Below are 23,245 nucleotides of genomic sequence, written 5' to 3' on the forward strand. Positions count from 1 at the left end.
CTGCGTTACAGGATGTAGCGGCTCAGGTCCGGATCCTGCACCAGTTCACCCAGATGCGCATCGACGTAAGCGCTGTCGATGGCCAGGGTCTCGCCATCGCGGTCAGGCGCTTCGTAGCTGAGCGAATCCAGCAGGCGCTCCAGTACCGTATGCAGGCGGCGGGCACCGATGTTCTCCTGGCGCTCGTTCACCTGGAAGGCGATCTCGGCCAGGCGGTCGATGGCGTCGGCAGTGAAGCTGACCTTGACGCCTTCGGTGGCCAGCAGCGCTTCGTACTGCTTGGTCAGCGCCGCCTTCGGCTCGGTCAGGATGCGCACGAAATCACCCTTGCTCAGCGCGCCCAGTTCCACGCGGATCGGGAAACGACCCTGCAGCTCCGGAATCAGATCGCTCGGCTTGGCCAGATGGAAGGCACCGGAAGCGATGAACAGGATATGGTCGGTCTTGATCGTGCCGTACTTGGTCGACACGTTCGAGCCTTCCACCAGCGGCAGCAGATCGCGCTGCACGCCTTCACGCGAGACGTCGCCCCCCCCCACGTTGTCACCGCGCTTGGCAACCTTGTCGATCTCGTCGATGAAGACGATGCCATGCTGCTCGCAGGCTTCGATCGCCGCAGTGCGGATATCGTCCTCGTTGACCAGCTTGCCGGCTTCTTCCTCCAGCAGCAGCGGGCGTGCCGCCTTGATGGTCAAGGTGCGCTTGTGCGCCTTGGCACCACCACCGAGATTGGCGAACATGGACTTCAGCTGCTGGCCCATCTCCTCCATGCCCGGCGGCGTCATGATGTCCATGCTGACGTTGGCGGCCAGATCCAGTTCAATCTCGCGCTCGTCAAGCTCACCATTGCGCAGCATCTTGCGGAACTTGATGCGGGTTTCGTTGTCCTGTGCCGACGGCTCGTTGCGCGCCACTTCCGGGTCGAAACCGATGCCGCCGCTGCGGCGTGGCAGCAGCGCATCGAGAATGCGGTCTTCGGCACGTTCTTCGGCCTGGGTGCGCACGCGCACCTTGGCCTGCTCGCGGTACAGCTTGACCGCGGTATCGGCCAGATCGCGGATGATCTGTTCGACGTCCTTGCCGACGTAGCCGACCTCGGTGAAACGGGTCGCTTCGACCTTCACGAACGGCGCATTGGCCAGCGTGGCCAGGCGACGCGCGATCTCGGTCTTGCCGACGCCGGTCGGGCCGATCATCAGGATGTTCTTCGGCATGACCTCGTTGCGCAGCTCGGCCGGCAGCTGCATGCGGCGCCAGCGGTTGCGCAGGGCGATGGCCACGGCGCGCTTGGCGTCATGCTGGCCAACGATGTGCCGGTCCAGCTCCTGCACGATCTCGCGCGGCGTCATGGTGGCGGAGGAAACTTCGATCTTCGACATGGATGGGCTCACGAATGCGTTGTCGATGACACCGGAACCAGACGGCCCGGCCGGTAGCGCCGGGCCATGCCCGGCGGATCAGGGAGCGTCACAGCTCCTCGACCACCACGTTGCGGTTGGTGTAGATGCAGATGTCGCCCGCGATGTTGATCGCTTCACTGGCGATGGTGCGCGCATCCAGCGCCGTGTGCGCCATCAGCGCGCGGGCCGCCGACAGCGCGTAGGAACCGCCGGAACCGATGGCGATGATGCCGTCTTCCGGCTCGATCACGTCGCCGGTACCGCTGATGATCAGCGAGGTTTCCTTGTCGGCCACGGCCAACAGTGCTTCCAGCTTGCCCAGGCGACGCTCGGTGCGCCAGTCCTTGGCCAGCTCGACGGCGGCACGCTGCAGCTGGCCGTGCTTTTCCAGCTTGGCCTCGAACAGCTCGAACAGGGTGAAGGCATCGGCGGCCGCGCCGGCGAAACCGGCCAGCACCTGGCCATCGCGACCCAGCCGGCGCACCTTGCGCGCATTGCCCTTCATCACGGTGTGGCCGAGCGTGACCTGGCCGTCGCCGGCAATGGCCACATGCTCGCCGCGACGCACGCAGACGATGGTGGTGGCGTGGAAAACGTTGGGGTTCTGACTGGGGTCCATGCGGCCTCCGATAGCTGTTCCCGGGACATGGGGACAGCGCCGGGGCCGATCAAGCCTGCGCGGATGGCTGCCGTTCAGGGCTCGGGCGCCAGCGGCCGCTGCATCCGCCGGGCATGGCCCGGCGCTACCACCGCATCAGGGCATGACTTGGCGCTACCGGCGGCGCTTGGCGCGCGGATGCGCAGCGTCGTAGACCTTGGCCAGGTGCTGGAAATCCAGATGGGTGTAGATCTGCGTGGTGGCGATGTCGGCGTGCCCCAGCAGTTCCTGCACGCCGCGCAGGTCGCCGGACGATTCGAGGATGTGGCTGGCGAAGCTGTGCCGCAGCATGTGCGGATGCACGTGCTTGAACAGCCCTTGCCGCTGCGCCAGCTGGCGGATGCGGATCTGTACCGCGCGCTGGCTGATCGGCCCGTTGCGGCCCGGAAACACCGGGGTGGCCGGGGCGCCGCCGCTTTCGCTGCGCCAGGCGAGCAGTGCCTCGCGCGCCGGCTTGCCGAACGGTACCCGACGCTGGCGGTTGCCTTTGCCCATCACGTTGACCAGTCCGCTGGCAAAATCCAGGTCACGCCAGGTCAATGCGCAGACCTCGCTCAGGCGCAGGCCGGAGGAATAGAACAGCTCCAGCAGCGCGCGGTCGCGTCGCCCCAGCTCGCCTTCCGGTTCCAGTTCGACCAGTTGCACGGCTTCATCGGCGTCGAGCACCTGCGGCAGCCTGCGCGGCGCTCGCGGTGCCTTCAGCGTGGCCGCTGGACTGACCTCGATGCGGCCATGCCTGAGCAGCCACGCATAAAAGCTGCGGCAGGCAGACAGCCGCCGCTGCAGGCTCTTGGCCGACAGGCCCCGGCGATGTTCATCGGCGACGAACTGTCGCACGGCGTCAGCATCCAGCGCCTCCACCGGCACGCCCCGCGGCTCGGCCCATGCCGCCAGCGCATCCAGGTCGCGACGGTAGGCGTCCAGCGTATGCGCCGACATCCGCCGTTCCACCTGCAGGTGCTGCAGGAACGCCATGACCGCGCTCATCGCCGCCGCGCTCCGCTCAGTCCTGGAAGCGCTTGAGGCCGGTGGCCAGGGCCTCGCCCATCATGCGCAGGAACAGCGTGCCCATGCCCGGGTAGAAGCGGTTCGGGTCATGGCTGCCGACCGCGATCAGGCCGACACCCGGCAGCGGCAGCAGGGCGGTGGTCTGCACCTCCTCACTGCGCGCGCCATACAGCACCGCGTTCTTTTCCGGCTGCAGGCGGCCGCAGATCGGCTCACCGTCCTTCAGGCAATCACGGAAGGGGCCCAGTCGTGGATCGTCGGCCGCGATGACCTGCAGCCATTCGGCCTGTTCCAGCCCGGCCACCGGCATGTGCACGACCAGCCGCACCAGATCACCCGCGAAATCCTCCTGCAGCGAGGCGGCCATCGCACGCAGGGTATCGGCGGCACTGCCCTGCTTCATCAGTGCCAGCGTCAGCTGGTGGGTGCGCACCGCCAGCCGTTCGTTGACCTGGGCGGTCGCGCCCAGATCGGCCAACCGTCGCGCCAGCTCGCGGTTCTTTTCCCGCAGCAGCTCCAGCTGGTAGCTGGCCAGCGATGCGGTCGGGCCGTCATCGCGCGGCACCACCAGGGTCAGCGCCAAGTCCGGAAACTGCTTGAGGAAGGCCGGATGGCGCCGCAACCAGGCAGCGACTTCATGGGCCCCGAGCTTGTCGACGGTCTCAGTCATGCGATCCACTCCCCTTCGAAGACGAATGCGGTGGGGCCGGCCATCACCACGGGCTGCCCCTCGCCCGGCCACTGGATGCGCAGTTCGCCGCCGGGCAGGCTGATGCGTGCATCGCGCTGCAGGCGACCGCGCTGCATGAGGGTGACTGCGGCTGCACAGGCGCCGCTGCCGCAGGCGAGGGTCTCGCCGACGCCCCGCTCGAACACGCGCAACCGCGCGTGGTCCGGCGCAATGACCTGGGTGAACCCCACGTTCACCGACTTCGGGAACGAGGCATGCTGCTGCAGCAGCGCGCCGACCCGCTCGACCGGCGCCGCATCGATCAGGCCCACCTCGATCACGGCATGCGGATTGCCCATCGACACCGCAGCAAACCGCACGCTCTCGCCCTGCAGCGGCAGCAGATACTCCTCGCGCGGGTGGGCAAAGCCGACCAGCGGCACGCTCGCAGGTTCGAATGCGGGTACGCCCATGGTCACCGCATACTGGCCCTGGCCCAGCACCTGCACCGCATGGCTGGCCAGTGGGCTGTCGATGACGAATGCATCGCCCTGGGCACTGCCCTCGCGCACCAGCCAGGCCGCGATGCAGCGCGCGCCGTTGCCGCACTGCTCGGAATTGGAGCCATCGGCGTTCCAGATCCGGTACGAGGCGACCGAGCCTTCGACGCGCGGGGCCTCGATGGTCAGGATCTGGTCGCAGCCCACGCCGGTGTGGCGGTCGGCCAGGCGCGCGGCCAGCTGTGGCGTGGGCGGCGCGGTGCCGTCGCGCAGGTCGATCACTACGAAATCGTTACCCGCGCCGTGCATCTTGCTGAAACGCAGCGCGGTGGAACCGGTCTTACTCATTCCCGTCGTCCACCTTCTTCACCGGGTCCGGGGTCACCGACGGACTGCCGTCACCCGTGTCCTGGGTGGCAGGCGGGGTGGCTTCGCCGTCGGCATCGGTGGCCGGCTCGACGGTCTCTTCCACCGGCACCGGCTTCTGCGGCAGCACCAGCGGGCCCTTGTTGCCGCAGGCGGACAGGAACAGCAGCGAGGCCGCTGCCAGCGGAATCAGGATGGCGTTTCGATGGGGAATCTTCATGCCCCGAGTATAGCCACTGCCGGCTGAGCGGTTGGTGGAGGGTACGGCCCCCATGGCAGCGCCGGGCCATGCCCGGCGGAAGGATCAGTCCTGCGGCGGCAGCGGCCGCGTCCACAGCCAGATCGCCACCACGGTCATGCTGCCGATGGAAAACCATTTCACCCAGGCGATCGGCACGCACCACAGCATGATCCCGGCGCAGACCGCCATGGTGATCGTGGCCATCCATTTGCCGTAGCGGCTGACCGCGCCATGCGCCTGCCAGTTGCTGATGGCCGGCCCGAAGCGCGGATGCTGCAGCAGCCAGGCATGCAGCCGCTCGGAGCCGCGCGAGGCGGCCCATGCCGAGATCAGGATGAATACGGTTGTTGGCAGCCCCGGCACGAAGATGCCGACAATGCCGGTGCCGAGACTGACATAGGCGAGCAGCCACCATGCCCAGCGGAAACGCACCGGCCGGCGGGTCGGGGCTGCGTCCTGGGCGGCAGGCGGTTCAGGCAGGCTCATGCTCGCAAGGATAACGGTTCGGGGTGCCCGGCAACGCCCGGCACCCCGCCGCAATCACGGTGCTGCGATACCCAGCTGCTGCAGCACGAAGGCATACGATTCGGACAGCTCGCGGTAACGCTGGAAGCGACCCGACTTGCCGCCATGGCCGGCCTCCATGTTGGTGCGGAACAGGATCGGGTAATGGCCAGTGTTGTCGTCGCGCAGCCTGGCCACCCACTTGGCCGGTTCCCAGTACTGCACCTGCGAATCCCACAGGCCGGTACCGACGAACAGCGCCGGATAATCCTGCTTCCTGACATTGTCGTAGGGCGAGTACGAGAGCATGTAGTCGTAGTACTGCTTCTGCTCCGGGTTGCCCCACTCGTCGTACTCGTTGGTGGTCAGCGGGATGGTCGGATCCAGCATGGTGGTGACCACGTCCACGAACGGCACCTGCGCCACCATCACCCGGTAGTCCTGCGGCGCCTGGTTGGCCACCGCCCCCATCAGCAGGCCACCGGCACTGCCACCGGACGCGGCCACGCGATCCTTCGCCGCCCAGCCCTGCGCCACCAGTCCACGGGTAACGTCGATGAAGTCGTTGAAGGTGTTCTGCTTGTGCAGCAGCTTGCCGTTCTCGTACCAGTCGCGGCCCATCTCCTGGCCACCGCGGATGTGGGCGATGGCATACACCACGCCGCGATCGAGCAGGCTCACTGCCGTCTGGTTGAAGTACGGGTCCATCGACATGCCGTAGCTGCCGTAGGCGTACTGGAACAGCGCGCCCTTGCCGTCCTTCTGGTAGCCCTTGCGGTAGACCAGCGACACCGGCACCTTCACGCCATCGCGCGCAGTGATCCAGACGCGTTCGGTTTCGTACTTCGATGCGTCATAGCCGATCACCGGCTGCACCTTCAGCTGGCGGCGCTCGCCGGTGGCGGTGTTCAGCTCGAACACGGTGGTCGGGGTGGTCATCGAGGTGTAGACGTAGCGCAGCCATGGCGTATCGGCCTCGGTGTTATCGCCCAGGCCCATCGAGTACGCCGGCTCATCGGCCTTCACGTAGTCGCTGCGGCCATCCTTGAACAGCAGGCGGATGCGCTCCAGGCCTTCGGAACGCTCGGCAATGGCGGTGAAGCCATCAAACAGCTCGAAGCCTTCGATGAACACCGCATCGTCATGCGCGATCCAGTCCTTCCACTGCGCACGCGAGGTGGCATCGGTCGGTGCGGTGACCAGTTTGAAGTTCTTTGCACTGTCGTTGGTACGTATCACCCAGCGGCCATCGTAGTGGTCGGCGTCGTACTCCACGTCGCGCTGGCGTGGCGCCAGCACGGTGAACGTGGTCGGGTCGCTGGCCGGCGCGTAGCGCTCTTCCGACGACACGGTACTGTGCACGCCGATGGTGATGAAGCGGTCGTCGCGGGTGCGGCCGATGCCCATGTAGAAGCTGTCGTCCTTCTCTTCGTAGACGACGGTGTCGGCGCTGGCCGGGGTGCCCAGCACGTGCTTCTTCACGCGCACGGTCAGCAGCGTTTCCGGATCGTTCTCGACGTACAGCACGGTGCGGTTGTCGTCGGCCCAGACCAGGTCGCCGGAACTGCCGGTGATCACGTCGGGCAGCACCTGCCCGGTCCGCAGGTCCTTGAAGCGGATCGTGTACTGGCGACGGCCCACGTCATCGTCGGCCCAGGCCAGCAGCTGGTTGTCCTGGCTGACTTCCATCGAGCCGACATTGAAGTAGCCCTTGCCGGCGGCCATTGCGTTGACATCCAGCAGCACTTCTTCGGCGGCATCCATGCTGCCCTTGCGGCGTGCGTGGATCGGGTAGTCCTGCCCGGTCTCGAAGCGGCTGTAGTACCAGTAGCCGCGCTCGCGCGCCGGCACGCTGGAATCATCCTGCTTGATGCGGCCGACGATTTCCTTGTACAGCGCGTCTTCCAGCGGCTTCAATGGCGCCAGCACCTGGTCGGCATAGGCGTTCTCGGCCTGCAGGTAGGCCAGCATGTCCTTGTTCGCGCGCTTGTCGTCACGCAGCCAGTAATAGTCGTCGTTGCGGGTCGCGCCGAACGGGGCCTTGACCTCGTGCGGATGCCGGGCGGCGTCCGGCGGAACAGGCAGGGGGGCGGCGGTAGCGGTGCTGGTCATCAGGCTGGCGAGCAACAGGCAGAGGGTGGACTTCATGAGATAAGGCTCCAGGCGCTTCAATGCAATGGTCTTCGACGGGATCGGTTCCCTTCCCCGAACAGCGATCTGACCCCAATCCCGTCGGCACCACAACCCTGCAGGTCGTCACGGTGCGGACCCGCCGGCAGCGGTCGGCGTACCATGGGCGCATGAGTACCCTGCCCCACCCGCCGGTCTACAGCCGGCGCAGCCATGAAATCGCTCCGTTCCACGTGATGTCCCTGCTGGCCCGCGCGCAGGCGCTGGAACAGGCCGGCCACGATGTCATCCACCTGGAGATCGGCGAACCGGACTTCACCACGGCCGGGCCGGTGGTGCGTGCCGGCCAGGCGGCCCTGGCCGCCGGGCACACGCGCTACACCGCCGCACGCGGCCTGCCTGCGCTGCGCCAGGCGATCAGCGGTTTCTATCGCAGCCGTTACCGGCTGGATGTGGATCCGGAACGCATCCTGGTCACTCCTGGCGGCTCCGGCGCGCTGCTGCTGGCCAGCAGCCTGCTGGTCGACCCGGGCCGGCACTGGCTGCTGGCCGATCCCGGCTATCCCTGCAACCGGCATTTCCTGCGCCTGGTGGAAGGTGCCGCACAGCTGGTCCCGGTCGGTCCACAGACCGCCTACCAGCTCACACCCTCGCTGGTGCAACAGCACTGGAACACGGACAGCGTCGGCGCACTCGTCGCCTCGCCGGCCAACCCCACCGGCACGGTGCTGTCGGCCGATGAACTTGCGGCGCTGTCACGCACACTGCACGCACGCGGCGGGCACCTGGTGGTGGACGAGATCTATCACGGCCTGACCTACGGCGTGGACGCGGCCAGCGTATTGCAGGTCGATGACAGCGCGTTCGTGCTGAACAGTTTCTCGAAGTACTTCGGCATGACCGGCTGGCGCCTGGGCTGGCTGGTGGCGCCGCCCGCAGCGGTGCCCGAACTGGAGAAGCTGGCGCAGAACCTGTACATCAGTGCGTCGAGCATCGCCCAGCATGCAGCCCTGGCCTGTTTCACCGATGAATCGATGGCGATCTTCGAACAGCGACGGGAGGCCTTCCGCCAGCGTCGCGATTTCCTGTTGCCGGCGCTGCGCGAGCTGGGCTTCCGCATCGAGGTGGAGCCGCAGGGCGCGTTTTATCTGTATGCCGATGTCAGTGCGTTCACCGATGATGCCCAGGCGTTCTGCGCACACTTCCTCGAAACCGAGCATGTGGCGTTCACCCCGGGCCTGGATTTCGGCGTCCACCGCGCCAACCAGCATGTGCGCCTGGCCTATACCCAGGAAATACCGCGGCTGCAGGAAGCGGTGGAGCGCATCGCGCGCGGGCTGCAACATTTCCGCTAGCGCCGAGCCATGCCCGGCGAGCGCGCAGCGCCGCCCATGAAAAACGCCGCCCGGGGGCGGCGTTTTTCATTTCGTCATTTACCGCCCAGGCGCTCCCACAGGAAGCTGTAGGCCAGGGCCGCCATGTGCGCGGCCTGCGCGTTGTTGGCTGCGCCGCCATGACCACCTTCGATGTTCTCGTAGTAGGTCACATCCTTGCCGGCATCGATCATCTTCGCCGCCATCTTGCGGGCATGGGCCGGGTGCACGCGGTCATCGCGGGTGGAGGTGGTGAACAGCACCGGCGGGTAGTTCTTCTTCGCGTCGAACAGGTGGTACGGCGAGAAGGTCTTGATGAACTCCCAGTCGCTGGTATCGGGGTTGCCGTACTCGGCCATCCACGACGCGCCGGCCAGCAGGTGGCTGTAGCGCTTCATGTCCAGCAGCGGAACCTGCACCACCACCGCACCGAACAGCTCCGGGTACTGCGTCAGCATGTTGCCGGTCAGCAGGCCGCCGTTGCTGCCGCCCTGCACGCCCAGGTGCCTGGCACTGGTGATCCTGCGCTTGACCAGATCCTGTGCCACCGCGGCCATGTCCTCGTAGGCCTTGTGACGATTCTGCTTCAGCGCCGCCTGGTGCCAGCGTGGGCCGTACTCACCACCACCACGGATGTTGGCGACCACGTACACACCGCCCTTCTCCAGCCAGGCGCGGCCCATGCCACCGGAATAGCTGGGTGTCAGCGAAATCTCGAAACCGCCGTAGCCGTACAGCAGGGTCGGATTGGAGCCGTCCAGCTTCATGTCCTTGGCATGCACCACGAAGTACGGCACACGGGTGCCATCCTTGCTGGTGGCGAAGTGCTGCTCGATCACCTTGCCCTCGGCATTGAAGAAGGCCGGCATGGTCTTCAGCGTTTCCGGTGCCTTGCCGATCTCGGCCAAAGCCAGGGTGGTCGGCGTCAGATAGTCGGTGGCGGTCAGCCAGACCGCATCGCTGTCGTCGCTGTCCACTGCGCCCACGGCCAGAGTGCCGAATGCCGGCGCGCCGACAAACGCGCTCTTCTGCCAGCCATTGGCGCCCGGGGTCAGCACGGACAGGCGATTCTTCACATCGTCCAGTACGTTCAGGACGAGGTGGTTCTTGGTCCAGGTCGCACCGGCCAGCGAGGTGGTCGCGGTCGGAGTGAACAGGACCTCGAAGTCACGCTTGCCGGCCAGGAAGTCATCGAGCCGGGTCGCCAGCAGCGAGCCGGACGCGTAGGTCTTGCCGCCCACGGTCCAGGCGTCGCGCAGCTCCAGGGTCAGCCACTGCTTGTGCAGGCCCTTCTCGGCGGAGTTCGGCGCATCGATCTTGGTCAGCGTGCCATCGTCTCCGCGCAGGTAGACCTCATTGTTGTAGAACGCCAGCGTGCGGCTGACCAGGTTGCGCTCGAAGCCCGGGGTGTCATCGTGCATCGCCGCGATGTACATGTCCTCCGGCTTGCCTTCGTACACCACGCTGGCCGACGACATCGGCGTCCCACGCTTCCACAGCTTGGCCACGCGCGGGTAGCCGGAGGTGGTCATGGTGCCGGCACCGAAATCGGTGTAGACGAACACGGTATCGCGATCGATCCAGTTCAGGCCGCCCTTCGACTCGGGACGGAAGAAGCCATCCTCGATCCAGCGCTTCGTCGACAGATCGAACTCGCGGGTGACATCGGCATCCGCGCCGCCGCGTGACAGCGCGATCAAGCAGCGGCTGTAGTCCGGGCGCAGGCAGTCGGCGCCGTGCCAGACCCAGTTCTCGCCCTCGGCCTTGTTCAGTGCGTCCAGGTCAAGCACGGTTTCCCACTGCGGCGAGGCCTTGCGGTACTCGGCCAGGGTGGTGCGCCGCCACAGGCCACGTTCGTGCTGCTTGTCCTTCCAGAAGTTGTAGTAGTAGTCGCCGATCTTCTGCACGCCGGGAATCTTGGCATCCGAATCGAGCACCTCACGGATGCTGGCCTCCATCTGCCTGAAGGCCGGAGTCTGCGCCAGGCGCGCCTCGGCCTTGGCGTTCTGTTCCTTGACCCAGGACAGCGGCTTGTCGCCGGTGACGTCCTCCAGCCAGGCATAACGGTCGGTATCTTCAGCAGCCACGGCGGTCCCCACCGAGGCAGCGGTCATCATGCCAGCCAGCAGGCAGGCGGAAGCGAGTCGTGACATTGCAGCTCCAGGCAGTCATAAGCCGTGGAACGCTAGCACGGATCCGGACACCGCCCCCCGTGTCGAAGGTCAGGCCGCCGCCGTCGCGCCGCGCCGGCCGCGCGCGCCGGCTGCCCTCCGGCGGCGCGCCTGTCCACCGGTACGACGCGACGACCGCCGCCGCAGCGACGGCAATGGGCAGCGCAGCAACGCCCACCAGGCCACCAGCGGCATGCCGATCAGCCACAGGGGCAGCCAACCCAGCCAGGCACTGCTGCCACGGGCGGCCGGCCACACCAGGACCAGTGCGACGCCGGCCAGTGCCAGGTGCTGTACACCCCGCAGTAGGTGCGGATCGGCGCGTTCGCTGACGCGTTCAGTCGAGGGGCGGCGTGTGAGGCGTGCGCTCATGCGGGTTTCTCCGGTGGACAATGCAACACAGCTTGGGCAAGGGCCTTCTCATACGCTGCGACACCATTGACGGACCGCGTGCACACAGTCGACCATGCGCGTGCAAGCCCACTGGAGCCCGCTCCCGCATGACTTCGATCCGCCCGCTCTGCGCCGTGCTGCTGGCCCTGTCCCTGGCGGGCCCGGCGCTGGCTGCCAGCGATCCGCCGTCGCCGCGTGCCGCGGCGCCCCGCGCCCCCGATCCGAACGCGCCGATCGACCTGCAACGTTTCATGGGCACCTGGTACGTGATCGGCCGCGTGCCGAACTTCGTCGAGCGCGGTCACGTTGCCAGCGTCAACGAGTACGCGCTGCGCGACGATCACAAGGTTGCCATCACCTACCGCTACCGCAACGGCTTCAGCGAACCGCAACAGGAGATCCGCGCCCGTGCCAGCGTCGACCCGGACAGCGGCAACCATGGCTGGCGGACCTGGTTCTACCGCGTGGTGCCGACCCATTCGCGCGTTCTGGAAGTGGCGCCGGATTACTCCTGGGCACTGATCGGCTATCCGGGCCGCGAGATGGCGTGGATCTTTGCCCGTCGGCCTGACATGGACAAGACGCTGTACAAGGAGCTGGCCGAGCGCCTGCGCGACGAGTACGGAGTGAATACCGACAAGCTCAAGCGGGTGCCGCAGCGCCCGGACCAGGTCGGCAAACTGGGCTATGAAGTGCCCAACGCGCGGTGAGACGACGCCGCCGGGCATGGCCCGGCGCTACTGGAACGTCCGCGTGGCGGGGTAGCGCCGGGCCATGCCCGGCGGACGTGCCGGTTACCTGCGGGTGTAATGTGCGACCAGACGGTCGCCGAGCATCTGCAGCAGCTGCACCAGCACCAGCAGCAGCACCACGGTCACCAGGGCGACGTCGGTGTGCGAACGCTGGTAGCCATCACGGAACGCCAGATCGCCCAGGCCGCCCGAGCCGATCGCACCGCCCATGGCGGTGAAGCCGATCAGCGCAACGGTGGTGACCGTGGCACCTGCGATCAGGCCCGGCCGCGCTTCCGGCAGCAGCACACGGGTGACCAGCTGCCAGGTGGTTGCGCCCATCGCCTGGGTCGCCTCGATCACCCCACGGTCCACTTCGCGCAGCGCGGTTTCCACAAGCCGCGCATAGAACGGTGCGGCGCCGATCACCAGGGGCACGATCGCACCGCGAACACCCAGCGACGTCCCCATCATGAACAGCGTCACCGGAATCAGCACGATCATCAGGATGATGAAGGGCACCGAGCGCAGCAGGTTGACCACCAGCGCCAGCACGCCATAGGCGAACGGACGACGCTTCATCTGCGGCGCACCGAACAGGTACAGCAGCACGCCCAGCGGCAGCCCGATGGCCAGGGTCAAGGGCAGCGAACCGGCCAGCATCAGCAGGGTGTCGATGGTGGCCTGGCCGATATCGGCCCACTTGCCGGCGTCCAGGTGGCGGAAGAATCCGTCCGCAGCAGCAATGATCATCGACGCAGTTCCTCGACATGCACGCCAGCGGCCACGAACGCGGCCTGCGCGGCGGCGTGATCGCCACCGACCAGGGCCACGACCAGTTGGCCATACGGTGTGTCCTTGATCCGGTCGATACGCCCGGACAGGATGTTGTAATCGACCCCGGTCTGGCGCGCGATGCTGCCCAGCAGGGGTTCGTAGGTATCGCCACCGAGGAAGGTCAAGCGCACGATGCGCCCACTCACGGCGTCGAAATCACGGTGCAGCGTTCCTTCGTCCACATGCTCCGATTCGCTGACGAAACGGCGGGTGGTGGGATGCTGCGGATGCAGGAACACCTGGGTGACCGGACCGGTCTCCACCAGCTGGCCGGCATCGAGCACCGCCACCCGGTCGCAGACGCGGCGGATCACATCCATCTCGTGGGTGATCAGCACGATGGTCAGGCCCAGCTCGCGGTTGATCTTCGACAGCAGCGCCAGCACCGACGCGGTGGTCTGCGGGTCGAGAGCACTGGTGGCCTCGTCGCACAGCAGGATCTGCGGGCGGGTGGCCAGGGCACGGGCGATGCCCACGCGCTGCTTCTGGCCTCCGGACAGCTGCGCCGGGTACTTCTGTGCGTGTGCCTGCAGGCCGACGGTCTGCAGCAGTTCGGCCACCCGGCTGTCGATCTCCGCCTTCGGTGTACCGGCCAGCTCCAGCGGGAAGGCGACGTTGCCCGCCACCGTGCGCGAGGACAGCAGGTTGAAGTGCTGGAAGATCATGCCGATTCGCCGGCGCAGCGAGCGCAGGCCGTCGGCATCCAGCGCGGTGATGTCCTCGCCGCCGATCAGCAATCGGCCACCGGAAGGCTCTTCCAGGCGGTTGATCATGCGGATCAGCGTCGATTTGCCGGCACCGGAATGACCGATGATGCCGAAGACCTCGCCGGCCTCGATGGTCAGGTCCAGCGGTTGCAGCGCGCTGACCGCGCGGCCGGCAACGGCATAGGATTTGTGCAGGCGCTGGAACTCGATCACGGGAGCGGCTCACCGGCAGGCGACAGAAGGGGGCGTGCAGCCTACCAGCGCCGGCGGTCGCGCGCCCGCGCCATGGGCCAGAATGTTATTCCTTTTGGTTCTAAGACGCCTGCTCCGGCCGGGTTCCGGGGTCAGAGCCCCTGTGGGATCTGACCCCGGGGTCGGATCCCCGCAGGGGCTCTGACCCCGCTCCCCGGCCAAACCGGTTCAGGGATGATCCAGCGGCTTCGGCGGCTGCTGGCGGTTCACCCGCTCGCGGTGCAGCAGGTACAGGCCCGACGCCACGATGATCGCCGCCCCCACCCAGGTGTAGCCATCCGGCAACTGCCCCCAGAAAGCCAGATCCCATCCGATCACCCAGACCAGGCCGCTGTACTCCAGGGGCGCGATCATGGATGCCTCGCCCAGCTGGAAGGCCTTGGTCAGGGCGATCTGACCCAGCGCACCGGCCAGCCCCATGCCCGCGATCAGCGGCGCGTGCGCCAGCAGCAGCGGCCTCCAGCCGGGAATCGCCAGCAGGCCCGCGCCGATCGCCATGATGACCAGGAACCAGACCACCATCGACTGCGAGGTGTCGGTACGGGTCAGCAGGCTGACCGTGATCGCCGCAACGGCGTAGGCGGTGGCCGCGGCCAGCACCATCAGGCCCGGCACCGAGATGAAGCCATCCACGCCGGGCCGCAGCACCACCAGCACGCCGACCAGGCCGATGCCGATGGCCACCCAGCGACGCGGTCCGACCCGTTCGCCCAGCAGCGGCACCGACAGGGCCGCGATCAGCAGCGGCGCGACGAAGTAGATGGTGTAGGCGGTGGACAGTGGCAGATCGCGCAACGCGAACACGAAGCAGCCGATCATCGCCATGCCCAGCGCGCCACGCAGCAGATGCAGGCCCCAGCGACGTGGCACCAGCGAACGCGGGCCCGCGCTGACCAGCACCCAGACCAGCACGAACGGCAACGACGCCGCGCCGCGCAGGAAGGTCACCTGCAGGGTGGGATAGCTGGCCGCCAGCTGCTTCATGCCGGCGTCCATCAGGGAGAAGCAGGCGACCGCGGCGACCATCCAGGCCACCGCGTGCGAGGGGGAGCGTTGCACGTTCATGGCCCATTATCGCCGAGCCGGCGGCGGGATGCCGTTGCAGCGATGCCCAGCGCCACGGAAAGCGGGCAGGCTGGCCGGCGCGATAGAATGTCCGCACTGAATTCTGTGGAGCATCGCCCATGCCTTCCTTCGACGTCGTCTCCGAAGTCGACACCCACGAGCTGACCAACGCCATCGATCAGGCCAACCGCGAACTGAGCACCCGCTTCGATTTCAAGGGCGTGGACGCCAAGTTCGAGCGTGATGGCGATGTCATCAACCAGTTCGCGCCGACCGAGTTCCAGCTCAAGCAGATGAACGACATCCTGCGTGCGCGTCTGGCAGCGCGCGGCATCGACGTGCTGAGCCTGGAGTTCGGCGACATCGAGACCAATCTGGCGCAGGCGCGGCAGAAGATCACCGTCAAGCAGGGCATCGAGCAGAAGGTGGCCAAGAAGATCGCCGCCGCACTGAAGGACGCCAAGCTGAAGGTGGAAAGCCAGATCAATGGCGACAAGCTGCGCGTGCAGGGCAAGAAGCGCGACGATCTGCAGGACGCGATCGCAGTACTGAAGGCCGGCAAGTTCGAGCTGCCGCTGCAGTTCAACAATTTCCGCGACTGACTGCTCCGCCGGGCGTGGCCCGGCACCGCGCTCGATCAATCACGCAGCAGCTTGTACAGCGTGGTGCGCGAGATGCCCAGCTGGCGTGCGGCCAGACTGAGATTGCCGTCCGCCGCCTGCGCCGCCCGGCGCGCCGCTTCACGCTGCTGATCGCGCAGCGCCGGCGCCGCCATCGTCGCCGGTGAAGACCGTCGCACGCTGTTGCCAGCGACCTTGCGCGGCGCCTGCAGATGCTGCAGGTAGACCGCACTGCCCTCGCCCAACCGGACCCGATGCGGCGCCCCCGGCTGCAGCAGGCGCCGCCGCTGTGCGGCACTGGCGCCGGCAAACACCGCTGCAATATCCAGCAACGGCAGTGGCCCGCGCCGCGGCAGGCCCAACAGACGCCGGGCCACACGGTTGGCGGCGCGCAGCTGGCCATCCTCCTGCACCGCCAGCAGCCCCTGCAAGGGTGACGCCAGCCAGCGCGGATCATGCTGCAGCGCCAGCAGGTGCACATCGGCAAGCGTGTGGAACAGGCGATTCTCGCTGGCCAGTGCGGCCTGCCGGAAATAGCCCTGCAGCACCGAAGGATCGCGCTCACCCAGCCCGGTGATATCGATCACTCCGCATACCCGCCCGTCGAGATCGTGCAGGGGTTCACTGAGGCAGAACACCGGAGCGAAACGCTGCAGGTAATGTTCATTGCCGCGCACCAGCGCTGGCAGGTCGTCGGCCAGGCTGACCGCCGGCGCGGTGGTGCCGATCTCGCTTTCGCCCAGCCGCCGCCCGACCTGGATCGGCCGCAGCAGGGGCGAGTCTTCCAGGCCATGCGCCTGCTGCGCGATCACCATGCCCTCGCGGTTGGCGCAGAACATCGTCCAGCCACGTCCGCCGAAAGCGGCCCACAGCTGTTCCAGCTCCGGTTGCACGCAGCGTGCCAGGCGACGGTCGTCGCGCTGTGGCAGATGCCGGCCATCGCTCTGCAGCGGCAGGTAGACCGGTTCCTGCCCGGGCTGCAGGCCAGCCGCGCGCGAGCGCATCCACGACTGCTGCAACGGCTGCGGCAACACGTTCAATGAGCGCGCATCGCCCTCGGCAAAGGCCGCGCGTACCGCTACCAGCTGCTGTTGCCCGACGGAGGTTGCGATCATGGGCGCAGCGTACACCGGCCAGCGGCAACGCCACGTTACGCTCCGATGAGGTGTTTGCCTGCGGTTGCCGCCCATCCGGCAGGTGCAGGGCGAAGCCCTGCAGCCCTGCCCTCAGATCACGCCGCGATGCGCAGGATCGGCTTCAGGGTGATGCCCCGGGTGCTGTCCTCGGCCGCCTGGTTGATCTGCTCCAGCGGGTAGAACTTCACCAGCCTGTCGAACGGGAAGCGGCCCTGCTGGAACAGCGTGACCAGCTGCGGAATGAACACCTGCGGCACACTGTCGCCTTCCACGATGCCACGGATGCTGCGGCCACCCAGCAGCAGGTTGTTCACGTCGAAACTGGCGGTGGTGCCCAGCTTTGGTGCACCGACCACGCCCATCATGCCCAAGCCCCCCAAGGCCTCGATACCCGCAGAGAGCACCTCCGGGCGACCGGTCGATTCCAGCGCGAAATCAGCGCCACCGCCGGTGATGGCGCGCACGGCCTCGACCACATCGGTCTCGCGGCTGTTGACCACGTGGGTGGCGCCCAGCTCCAGCGCGAGTGCCAGCCGCGACGGCACCACATCGATGGCGATGATGGTCGTGGCACCGGCGACCTTGGCCGCCATCACCGCACTCAGACCGACTGCGCCGGCACCGTAGCTGGCAAAACTGCTGCCCGAGCGTACCTTCAGCGAATTGAGTACCGCGCCGGCACCGGTCTGGATGCCGCAGCCCAGCGGGCCCAGCAGTTCCAGAGGCGCATCGTCGGGCACTTTGATCGCATTGATCTCGCGCGCCAGCGCATAGGTGGCAAACGAAGACTGCGCGAAGAAATGGTCGTGCAACGGCTGACCCTGCGCATCGGTGATGGCGGTATGGCCGTGGCCATCATCGCCCCCGAAGTTCAGCGCGAAGAAATCCCTGCAGTAGGCGCCATGACCGCCCCGGCACGGATTGCAGTGGCCGCAGGCGCCATAGGTCAGCACCACGTGATCCCCTGCTTTCAGTTCCTTTACGTTGGGGCCGACCGCCTCCACGACACCGGCGCCTTCGTGACCCAGCACCGCGGGCAACGGCACCGGGTAGTACTGATCGCGCACGATCAGGTCGGTGTGGCACAGGCCGGTGGCTACCACCTTCACCAGGACCTCATCCTCCTGCGGGCCGCGCAGCCGGGCCTGCTCGATGACGAAGGGTTGTTCCTTGCCGCGGACCACTGCGGCGGTGATCTCGCGTGTTGCCGTATTGTCGTTCATCGTGATGGCTCCTTCGATCAGATCGGGTAAGCGGGCGCCTCGCCCTTGACGGTCAACCACTGCCACTGCGTGAACTCCTCCCAGTTGGCGGGGCCGCCGATACTGGTGCCATTGCCGGATGCTCCGACGCCGCCAAAGGGATTGATCACCTCGTCGTTCACGGTCTGATCGTTTATGTGCAGCAGCCCGGTGCGCAGGCGCTCGCCGAGCTTCAGTGCGCGGCCGACATTGCTGGAAACGATGGCCATCGACAGGCCGTACTCGCTGTCGTTGGCCAGGCGCACGGCATCGTCGTCATCGTCGAACGGCACCACCACCGCCACCGGCGCGAAGATTTCTTCGTTGAACGCCGGATTGTCAGCAGCGACGTTGCCAAGCACGGTCGGCGCGAAGAACAGATCGCGATAGGTACCTCCGGCCTCCAGCGAGGCACCGGCCTGCACTGCCTGCTCGACCACGCGCGTGGCGTGGTCGCGCTGGCCGGCATTGATCAGCGGACCGATCGCCACGTCTTCGCGCGCCGGATCGCCCACCTTCAATGAATTGGCCTTGGCCACCAGCTTCTGCAGGAACGCGGAGTGGATCTTCCGCTGCACCAGCACGCGGCCGGTCGCCATGCAGATCTGGCCCTGATGCAGGTAGACCCCCCACGCGGTGTTGGCCACCGCCAGGTCGAGGTCGGCATCATCGAGGATGATCAACGAGTTCTTGCCGCCCAGCTCCAACGAGACCTTCTTCAGATGCTTGCCCGCCGCCTCTCCGACCTTGCGCCCGGCGGCGGTGGAGCCGGTGAACTGGATCATCGCCACGTGCGGATCGCTGGTCAGCGCAGCGCCGGCCGCGCCATCACCGGGCAGCATGTGCAGAACGCCTGCCGGCAGGCCGGCCTGCTCGAACAGGCGTGCGATCACCGCCCCGCCGCACACCGCTGTGCGCGGGTCAGGTTTGAGTACCACCGCGTTGCCCAGCGCGATGGCCGGCGCCACCGCGCGCATGGCCAGATACAGCGGAAAGTTGAAAGGCGAGATGACCCCTACCACACCCAGCGGTCGGCGCCGCGCCAGATTCAGCCGGCCCGGCTCGGAAGGCAGAATCTCGCCGGTGCTGCGCGACGGCAGCGCCGCAGCCTCGTGCAGTGCCTTGATGGTCACCTTGGCCTCAAAACCTGCCTTCAGGCGGGTGGAGCCGCTTTCGCGTACCAGCCATTCGACCAGGGTGTCGATGTGTTCTTCGGCCAGGCGTGCCGCTTTGCGCAGCACTTCAGCGCGCTGTTCGTACGGAGCCGCCGCCCACGCCTGCTGCGCCTGCGCAGCGGCCGCCGCCGAGCGCTCCACCTGCGCCGGGTCGGCCAGGCCGATCTGGCCGAGCGTGTTACCGGTGGCCGGCTCGATCACCGGCTGCCGTTGCGCGGCCGCCTGCCACCGGCCATCGAAGAGGGCGCCGGCCCAAAGGGCGTCCGGCAGCCACGGAGAAGATGCAGTCATGGGTGTCCTCCTGTGTCGTGCGTCCATTCCACGCCTACCGCCCGCAGCAGGCAATCGGCCATCTGCCGGTGGCCTGCAAAGGCTTGAATCGGCGGGGATTTGCAGCATGGCGACTGTCCAGTTCCTGCACAGTGAACAGCGCAGCGGCGGCACACTGCCTACAATGGCGACCTCGCCCGCCGATGTGCCCGCCATGACCGATATCGCCCTGCCCACCGACGACCCGATCGCCGCCACCCGCCTGTGGCTGGAGCGCATCGTCATCGGCCTGAACCTGTGTCCCTTCGCCAAGGCCGTATATGTGAAGGACCAGGTCCGCTTCGTGCTCAGTGATGCCACCACCCCCGAAGCACTGGTCGAACAGCTGGCCGAGGAACTGGTGCTGCTGCGGGACACGCCGGCCGAGCAGATCGACACCACCCTGATCGTGCACCCGCAGGTGCTGACGGATTTCCTGGACTACAACGACTTCCTCGACAACGCCGACGCGGCGATCGAGGCGCTCGATCTGCAGGGCATACTGCAGGTGGCCAGCTTCCATCCGGACTACCAGTTCGAAGGCGTGGCCGCCAACGACGCCAGCAATTACACCAACCGCGCGCCCTATCCCACGCTGCACCTGCTGCGCGAGGACAGCGTGGCACGCGCGGTGGACGCCTTCCCCGATCCGGACGTGATCGTCGAGCGCAACATCCAGACGCTGGACCGCATCGGCGTGGACGGCTGGCATCGCCGCCTGCGTGGCGAAGACCTGTCATGAGCGCGGCTCCGCCGATCGCTGCCTGGCCTGCCGCGCCGCTGGCGGGCAAGGTGGTGCTGGTCACCGGTGGCGCCAATGGCATCGGCCGCGGCATCGCCCAGGCCGTGCTCGGTGCCGGCGGCCGCGTGCTGATCGGTGATCTGGATACGGAAGCCGGCCACGCCTGCCTGGCCGAATGGCAGCGCGATGACGATGCGGCGTTCCAGCCCCTGGACATCACCGACGAAGCCAGCGTGCGCGCGTTCATCGCCACGGCGGTGCAGCGGTTTGGCGGCATCGATGGCCTGGTCAACAATGCCGGCATCGCCGGTGCGCACGGTACGCCACTGCAGGACATGGCGTGGGACGAATGGCAGCGCCGCCTGTCATCGCTGCATGGCGCTTTCCTGTGCAGCCGGCATGCCCTGCCGGCACTGTCATCCGGTGGCGCCGGCGCCATCATCAACATCGCCTCGACCCGCGCCCGGCAGTCCGAAGCCCATAGCGAAGCCTATGCCGCGGCCAAGGGCGGACTGGTGGCCTTCACCCACGCGCTGGCAATCAGCGCCGGACCGGCGGTACGGGTGAACAGCATCAGTCCGGGCTGGATCGGCACCAGCGAGTGGCAGGCGCCCTCCCGGCGCCATGCGCCCGAGTATTCGGCCATCGACCACGCACAGCATCCGGTCGGCCGCGTCGGCCGCCCGGAAGACATCGGCGCGCTGGCGGTGTACCTGTTGTCGCCGCTGTCCGGATTCACCACCGGCCAGGATTTCATCGTCGACGGCGGCATGACCCGCAGGATGATCTACGCCGAATAGAGCACCGCTTTCCGGTGGGTGCGGACCTTGGTCCGCACCATTGCCAGGAAGTGCCAACCAAGGTTGGCACCTACCAGAGCGGCTTACGCCATGCCCGAATGGCGCAGCAGCGCATCGATCTGCGGCGCACGGCCACGGAAGGCCTTGAAGTTCTCGGCCGCTGGACGGCTGCCCCCGCGCGAGAGGATCTCGTCGCGGAAACGTGCACCGGTCGCGGCCAACGCCTGCGGTGCTTCCTCGAACGCCGCATAGGCATCGGCACTGAGCACCTCGGCCCATTTGTAACTGTAGTAGCCGGCCGCATAGCCACCGGCGAAGATGTGGCTGAACTGATGCGGGAAGCGGTTCCAGGCTGGCGGATGATTCACCGCCACTTCGCCGCGCACGCGCTCCAGCAGTGCCAGCACACTGTCCTGCGTGGGCTCGAACTGGCTGTGCAGCAGCATGTCGAACAGACCGAACTCCAGCTGGCGGACAGTCGCCATGCCGCTGTGGAAATTGCGCGCGGCCAGCATGCGCTCATACAGCGCACGTGGCAGCGGTTCACCCGTCTCCACGTGCGCGGTCATGCGCTGCAGGTGGTCCCATTCCCAGCAGAAGTTCTCCATGAACTGGCTGGGGAGCTCCACCGCATCCCATTCCACGCCATTGATGCCGGCCACGCCCAGCTCACCAATCCGGGTCAGCAGCTGGTGCAGGCCATGGCCCATTTCATGGAACAGCGTGGTCACTTCATTGTGGCTGAACGTAGCAGGCCTGCCGTTGGCGCCGCGACCGAAGTTGCACACCAGGTACACCAGCGGCGTCTGCACGCTGCCATCGGCACGCTCGCGCCGGTTGCGGCAATCGTCCATCCACGCACCGCCGCGCTTGCCCTCACGGGCGTACAGATCCAGGTAGAACTGGCCTACCAGCGCGTCCTGCGCATCGACCAGGCGGAAGAAGCGTACGTCCTCGTGCCAGACCGGCGCGCTGTCCTCCTGCACGCGCAGTCCATACAGCTGCTCGATCACCGAGAACAATCCACCCAGCACCTTCGGCTCGGTGAAGTACTGTTTCACCTCCTGCTCGGAATAGCTGTAGCGCGCCTGCTTCAGGCGGTCGGCCGCGAACGCCAGGTCCCAGGCCTGCAGGCTGTCGATGCCCAGGTGGTCACGCGCGAACTGCTCCAGTTCGGCACGGTCCCTGGCCGCGAACGGCTTGGCGCGCGACGCCAGGTCACGCAGGAAGCCCAGCACTTCGGCCGGGTCCTGCACCATCTTGGTGGCCACCGAGTAGTCGGCGTAGGAATCAAAGCCGAGCAGTGCGGCCAGTTCGGCACGCAGGGCCAGGATGCGGTCGATGTTGCCGCTGTTGTCCAACGCGTCATCGCCGAATTCGGAAGCGCGCTGCGCGCTGGCCCGGTACAGGATCTCGCGCAGGTCACGATCTTCGGCCCATGTCTGTATCGGCAGGTAACACGGCATCTGCAGCGTCAACTTCCAACCGTCCCTGCCATCGTTCGCCGCTGCCGCACGCGCGGCAGCCTTCACGTCGTCCGGCACGCCAGCAAGGCGTGCTTCGTCTTCCACGATCAACGACCACGCATCGGTGGCGTCCAGCACATTCTGCGAGAACTTCGCGGACAGCGCCGACAGTTCTTCCTTGATCGCAGCGAACCGCTGCTGGGCGTCCGGCGCCAGCTCCGCGCCCCCCAGGCGGAAGTCGCGCAGCGTATTGTCCAGCACCTTGCGCCGGGCCTCATCGAAGGTCCCCGCCTCCGGGCCGGTGGCCAGTGCCTGGTACTGGCGGTACAGCGCCAGGTTCTGGCCCAGCGCACTGGCGAAGCGGGTCACCCGCGGCAGGTTGCTGTTGTAGGCCTCGCGCAGTTCCGGCGTATTGACCACGCCCTGCAGGTGGCCGACCAGGCCCCAGGCGCGCCACAGCCGCTCGGTGGCATCGTCCAGCGGGACCACGAAGGTGTCCCAGCGGACCGGCTGCACCTGCTCGGCTGCGTTGACGGCGGCCTCGGCCTCGGCCAGCAGCACGTCCAGCGCCGGCGCCACGTGCTCGGGGCGGATCGCCTCGAAGCGCGGCAGGCCGGAGAAATCGAGCAGGGGGTTGGCAGCGGTCACGGCAGATCTCCAGTTACGGGCCCGAGGGGCGGGCAGCCCAGTGGATATGGCGCTGGCCGGGGCCGCAGACAAGGGGTGCCTGCCGATCATTCACGTCGGCCT

At 67.1% G+C, this 23,245-nt stretch carries 22 protein-coding genes and 1 pseudogene; 6 read left to right on the forward strand and 17 right to left on the reverse strand.

What is annotated here, in order from left to right; genetic code table 11:
* Nucleotides 1–5 precede the first annotated feature (5 nt).
* The 8 genes from hslU to AC5P76_RS17795 form a co-directional block, all read right to left on the reverse strand.
* Nucleotides 6–1,379 (reverse strand): ATP-dependent protease ATPase subunit HslU, encoded by a 1,374-nt coding sequence (gene hslU, locus AC5P76_RS17760; protein ID WP_053520175.1) that lies wholly within the window; start codon nt 1,377–1,379, stop codon nt 6–8.
* Nucleotides 1,380–1,467: 88 nt separating this feature from the next.
* Entirely contained in the window at nt 1,468–2,019 is a 552-nt protein-coding gene (gene hslV / locus AC5P76_RS17765) for an ATP-dependent protease subunit HslV (RefSeq protein WP_053520176.1), read from the reverse strand.
* A 153-nt stretch (nt 2,020–2,172) separates the two neighbouring features.
* Nucleotides 2,173–3,045, reverse strand: coding sequence for a tyrosine recombinase XerC (xerC, locus tag AC5P76_RS17770; RefSeq protein WP_053520177.1), 873 nt, complete (start codon nt 3,043–3,045; stop codon nt 2,173–2,175).
* 16 nt (nt 3,046–3,061) lie between these two features.
* On the reverse strand, nt 3,062–3,736 hold the full coding sequence (locus tag AC5P76_RS17775; RefSeq protein ID WP_053520178.1) for a DUF484 family protein: 675 nt from the start codon (nt 3,734–3,736) through the stop codon (nt 3,062–3,064).
* A complete protein-coding gene (dapF, locus tag AC5P76_RS17780; RefSeq protein ID WP_065175178.1) occupies nt 3,733–4,584 on the reverse strand; it encodes a diaminopimelate epimerase in 852 nt (283 codons plus the stop codon). Before dapF ends, AC5P76_RS17775 begins: the two co-directional genes overlap by 4 nt.
* Nucleotides 4,577–4,822, reverse strand: a complete 246-nt coding sequence (gene lptM / locus AC5P76_RS17785) for an LPS translocon maturation chaperone LptM (RefSeq protein ID WP_053520180.1) — start codon at nt 4,820–4,822, stop codon at nt 4,577–4,579. Before lptM ends, dapF begins: the two co-directional genes overlap by 8 nt.
* Nucleotides 4,823–4,906: 84 nt before the next feature.
* Nucleotides 4,907–5,329 carry a YbaN family protein gene (locus AC5P76_RS17790; protein ID WP_053520181.1) on the reverse strand — a complete coding sequence of 141 codons (423 nt, stop codon included), beginning with the start codon at nt 5,327–5,329 and terminating at the stop codon, nt 4,907–4,909.
* 54 nt (nt 5,330–5,383) lie between these two features.
* Complete coding sequence (locus AC5P76_RS17795; protein ID WP_428992939.1) at nt 5,384–7,459, reverse strand: S9 family peptidase; 2,076 nt, start codon at nt 7,457–7,459, stop codon at nt 5,384–5,386.
* Here AC5P76_RS17795 and AC5P76_RS17800 point away from each other — a divergent pair.
* Both AC5P76_RS17800 and AC5P76_RS17805 read left to right on the forward strand, forming a co-directional pair.
* Nucleotides 7,437–7,502, forward strand: a pseudogene (locus tag AC5P76_RS17800) (hypothetical protein); the annotation flags it as partial. The gene AC5P76_RS17795 and the pseudogene AC5P76_RS17800 sit on opposite strands and share 23 nt — an antisense overlap.
* 145 nt (nt 7,503–7,647) lie before the next feature.
* Nucleotides 7,648–8,832 carry a pyridoxal phosphate-dependent aminotransferase gene (locus tag AC5P76_RS17805; protein WP_253120126.1) on the forward strand — a complete coding sequence of 395 codons (1,185 nt, stop codon included), beginning with the start codon at nt 7,648–7,650 and terminating at the stop codon, nt 8,830–8,832.
* A 74-nt stretch (nt 8,833–8,906) separates the two neighbouring features.
* Here AC5P76_RS17805 and AC5P76_RS17810 read toward each other — a convergent pair whose 3' ends face one another.
* Both AC5P76_RS17810 and AC5P76_RS17815 read right to left on the reverse strand, forming a co-directional pair.
* Nucleotides 8,907–11,003 (reverse strand): prolyl oligopeptidase family serine peptidase, encoded by a 2,097-nt coding sequence (locus AC5P76_RS17810; RefSeq protein WP_053519813.1) that lies wholly within the window; start codon nt 11,001–11,003, stop codon nt 8,907–8,909.
* Between the two features lie 69 nt (nt 11,004–11,072).
* Nucleotides 11,073–11,393, reverse strand: coding sequence for a hypothetical protein (locus AC5P76_RS17815; RefSeq protein ID WP_253120129.1), 321 nt, complete (start codon nt 11,391–11,393; stop codon nt 11,073–11,075).
* 128 nt (nt 11,394–11,521) lie between these two features.
* Here AC5P76_RS17815 and AC5P76_RS17820 point away from each other — a divergent pair, with 128 nt between their 5' ends.
* On the forward strand, nt 11,522–12,124 hold the full coding sequence (locus AC5P76_RS17820; protein WP_053519815.1) for a lipocalin family protein: 603 nt from the start codon (nt 11,522–11,524) through the stop codon (nt 12,122–12,124).
* Between the two features lie 84 nt (nt 12,125–12,208).
* Here AC5P76_RS17820 and AC5P76_RS17825 read toward each other — a convergent pair whose 3' ends face one another.
* The 3 genes from AC5P76_RS17825 to AC5P76_RS17835 all read right to left on the reverse strand — a co-directional run bounded on the left by AC5P76_RS17825 (nt 12,209) and on the right by AC5P76_RS17835 (nt 15,006).
* Nucleotides 12,209–12,898: a methionine ABC transporter permease gene (locus AC5P76_RS17825; RefSeq protein ID WP_053519816.1), complete on the reverse strand. Its 690-nt coding sequence runs from the start codon at nt 12,896–12,898 to the stop codon at nt 12,209–12,211.
* The gene (locus AC5P76_RS17830) at nt 12,895–13,902 is read right to left on the reverse strand and encodes a methionine ABC transporter ATP-binding protein (RefSeq protein WP_065181774.1); all 1,008 of its coding nucleotides are present in this window, start codon (nt 13,900–13,902) and stop codon (nt 12,895–12,897) included. Before AC5P76_RS17830 ends, AC5P76_RS17825 begins: the two co-directional genes overlap by 4 nt.
* A 207-nt stretch (nt 13,903–14,109) precedes the next feature.
* Nucleotides 14,110–15,006: a DMT family transporter gene (locus tag AC5P76_RS17835; RefSeq protein WP_180876831.1), complete on the reverse strand. Its 897-nt coding sequence runs from the start codon at nt 15,004–15,006 to the stop codon at nt 14,110–14,112.
* Between the two features lie 119 nt (nt 15,007–15,125).
* Here AC5P76_RS17835 and AC5P76_RS17840 point away from each other — a divergent pair, with 119 nt between their 5' ends.
* Entirely contained in the window at nt 15,126–15,608 is a 483-nt protein-coding gene (locus tag AC5P76_RS17840; RefSeq protein WP_053519819.1) for a YajQ family cyclic di-GMP-binding protein, read from the forward strand.
* A 35-nt stretch (nt 15,609–15,643) separates the two neighbouring features.
* On the opposite strand, the gene AC5P76_RS17845 is transcribed toward AC5P76_RS17840, so the two are convergent.
* From AC5P76_RS17845 to AC5P76_RS17855, 3 genes are all read right to left on the reverse strand, one after another.
* Nucleotides 15,644–16,741: a helix-turn-helix domain-containing protein gene (locus tag AC5P76_RS17845; RefSeq protein WP_253120132.1), complete on the reverse strand. Its 1,098-nt coding sequence runs from the start codon at nt 16,739–16,741 to the stop codon at nt 15,644–15,646.
* Nucleotides 16,742–16,857: 116 nt separating this feature from the next.
* Complete coding sequence (locus tag AC5P76_RS17850; protein ID WP_053519821.1) at nt 16,858–17,985, reverse strand: NAD(P)-dependent alcohol dehydrogenase; 1,128 nt, start codon at nt 17,983–17,985, stop codon at nt 16,858–16,860.
* 17 nt (nt 17,986–18,002) lie between these two features.
* Nucleotides 18,003–19,469, reverse strand: coding sequence for a benzaldehyde dehydrogenase (locus AC5P76_RS17855; RefSeq protein WP_253120134.1), 1,467 nt, complete (start codon nt 19,467–19,469; stop codon nt 18,003–18,005).
* A gap of 193 nt (nt 19,470–19,662) precedes the next feature.
* On the opposite strand from AC5P76_RS17855, the gene AC5P76_RS17860 reads away from it, so the two are divergent.
* Both AC5P76_RS17860 and AC5P76_RS17865 read left to right on the forward strand, forming a co-directional pair.
* Nucleotides 19,663–20,229: a DUF1415 domain-containing protein gene (locus tag AC5P76_RS17860; protein WP_053519826.1), complete on the forward strand. Its 567-nt coding sequence runs from the start codon at nt 19,663–19,665 to the stop codon at nt 20,227–20,229.
* Nucleotides 20,226–21,029 (forward strand): SDR family oxidoreductase, encoded by an 804-nt coding sequence (locus AC5P76_RS17865; protein WP_053519823.1) that lies wholly within the window; start codon nt 20,226–20,228, stop codon nt 21,027–21,029. The genes AC5P76_RS17860 and AC5P76_RS17865 overlap by 4 nt, the downstream gene beginning before the upstream one ends.
* A gap of 83 nt (nt 21,030–21,112) precedes the next feature.
* Here AC5P76_RS17865 and AC5P76_RS17870 read toward each other — a convergent pair whose 3' ends face one another.
* Entirely contained in the window at nt 21,113–23,143 is a 2,031-nt protein-coding gene (locus AC5P76_RS17870) for a M3 family metallopeptidase (RefSeq protein ID WP_253120136.1), read from the reverse strand.
* Nucleotides 23,144–23,245 lie beyond the last annotated feature (102 nt).

This window comes from Stenotrophomonas sp. YJH_SMC_36 (assembly GCF_059369935.1).

Bases quoted from the DNA above. Each gene is read 5' to 3' on its own strand.
- hslU (WP_053520175.1), bottom strand. From the start codon at position 1,379: ATGTCGAAGATCGAAGTTTCCTCCGCCACCATGACGCCGCGCGAGATC.
- hslV (WP_053520176.1), bottom strand. From the start codon at position 2,019: ATGGACCCCAGTCAGAACCCCAACGTTTTCCACGCCACCACCATCGTC.
- xerC (WP_053520177.1), bottom strand. From the start codon at position 3,045: ATGAGCGCGGTCATGGCGTTCCTGCAGCACCTGCAGGTGGAACGGCGG.
- AC5P76_RS17775 (WP_053520178.1), bottom strand. From the start codon at position 3,736: ATGACTGAGACCGTCGACAAGCTCGGGGCCCATGAAGTCGCTGCCTGG.
- dapF (WP_065175178.1), bottom strand. From the start codon at position 4,584: ATGAGTAAGACCGGTTCCACCGCGCTGCGTTTCAGCAAGATGCACGGC.
- lptM (WP_053520180.1), bottom strand. From the start codon at position 4,822: ATGAAGATTCCCCATCGAAACGCCATCCTGATTCCGCTGGCAGCGGCC.
- AC5P76_RS17790 (WP_053520181.1), bottom strand. From the start codon at position 5,329: ATGAGCCTGCCTGAACCGCCTGCCGCCCAGGACGCAGCCCCGACCCGC.
- AC5P76_RS17795 (WP_428992939.1), bottom strand. From the start codon at position 7,459: ATGACCAGCACCGCTACCGCCGCCCCCCTGCCTGTTCCGCCGGACGCC.
- AC5P76_RS17805 (WP_253120126.1), top strand. From the start codon at position 7,648: ATGAGTACCCTGCCCCACCCGCCGGTCTACAGCCGGCGCAGCCATGAA.
- AC5P76_RS17810 (WP_053519813.1), bottom strand. From the start codon at position 11,003: ATGTCACGACTCGCTTCCGCCTGCCTGCTGGCTGGCATGATGACCGCT.
- AC5P76_RS17815 (WP_253120129.1), bottom strand. From the start codon at position 11,393: ATGAGCGCACGCCTCACACGCCGCCCCTCGACTGAACGCGTCAGCGAA.
- AC5P76_RS17820 (WP_053519815.1), top strand. From the start codon at position 11,522: ATGACTTCGATCCGCCCGCTCTGCGCCGTGCTGCTGGCCCTGTCCCTG.
- AC5P76_RS17825 (WP_053519816.1), bottom strand. From the start codon at position 12,898: ATGATCATTGCTGCTGCGGACGGATTCTTCCGCCACCTGGACGCCGGC.
- AC5P76_RS17835 (WP_180876831.1), bottom strand. From the start codon at position 15,006: ATGAACGTGCAACGCTCCCCCTCGCACGCGGTGGCCTGGATGGTCGCC.
- AC5P76_RS17840 (WP_053519819.1), top strand. From the start codon at position 15,126: ATGCCTTCCTTCGACGTCGTCTCCGAAGTCGACACCCACGAGCTGACC.
- AC5P76_RS17845 (WP_253120132.1), bottom strand. From the start codon at position 16,741: ATGATCGCAACCTCCGTCGGGCAACAGCAGCTGGTAGCGGTACGCGCG.
- AC5P76_RS17850 (WP_053519821.1), bottom strand. From the start codon at position 17,985: ATGAACGACAATACGGCAACACGCGAGATCACCGCCGCAGTGGTCCGC.
- AC5P76_RS17855 (WP_253120134.1), bottom strand. From the start codon at position 19,469: ATGACTGCATCTTCTCCGTGGCTGCCGGACGCCCTTTGGGCCGGCGCC.
- AC5P76_RS17860 (WP_053519826.1), top strand. From the start codon at position 19,663: ATGACCGATATCGCCCTGCCCACCGACGACCCGATCGCCGCCACCCGC.
- AC5P76_RS17865 (WP_053519823.1), top strand. From the start codon at position 20,226: ATGAGCGCGGCTCCGCCGATCGCTGCCTGGCCTGCCGCGCCGCTGGCG.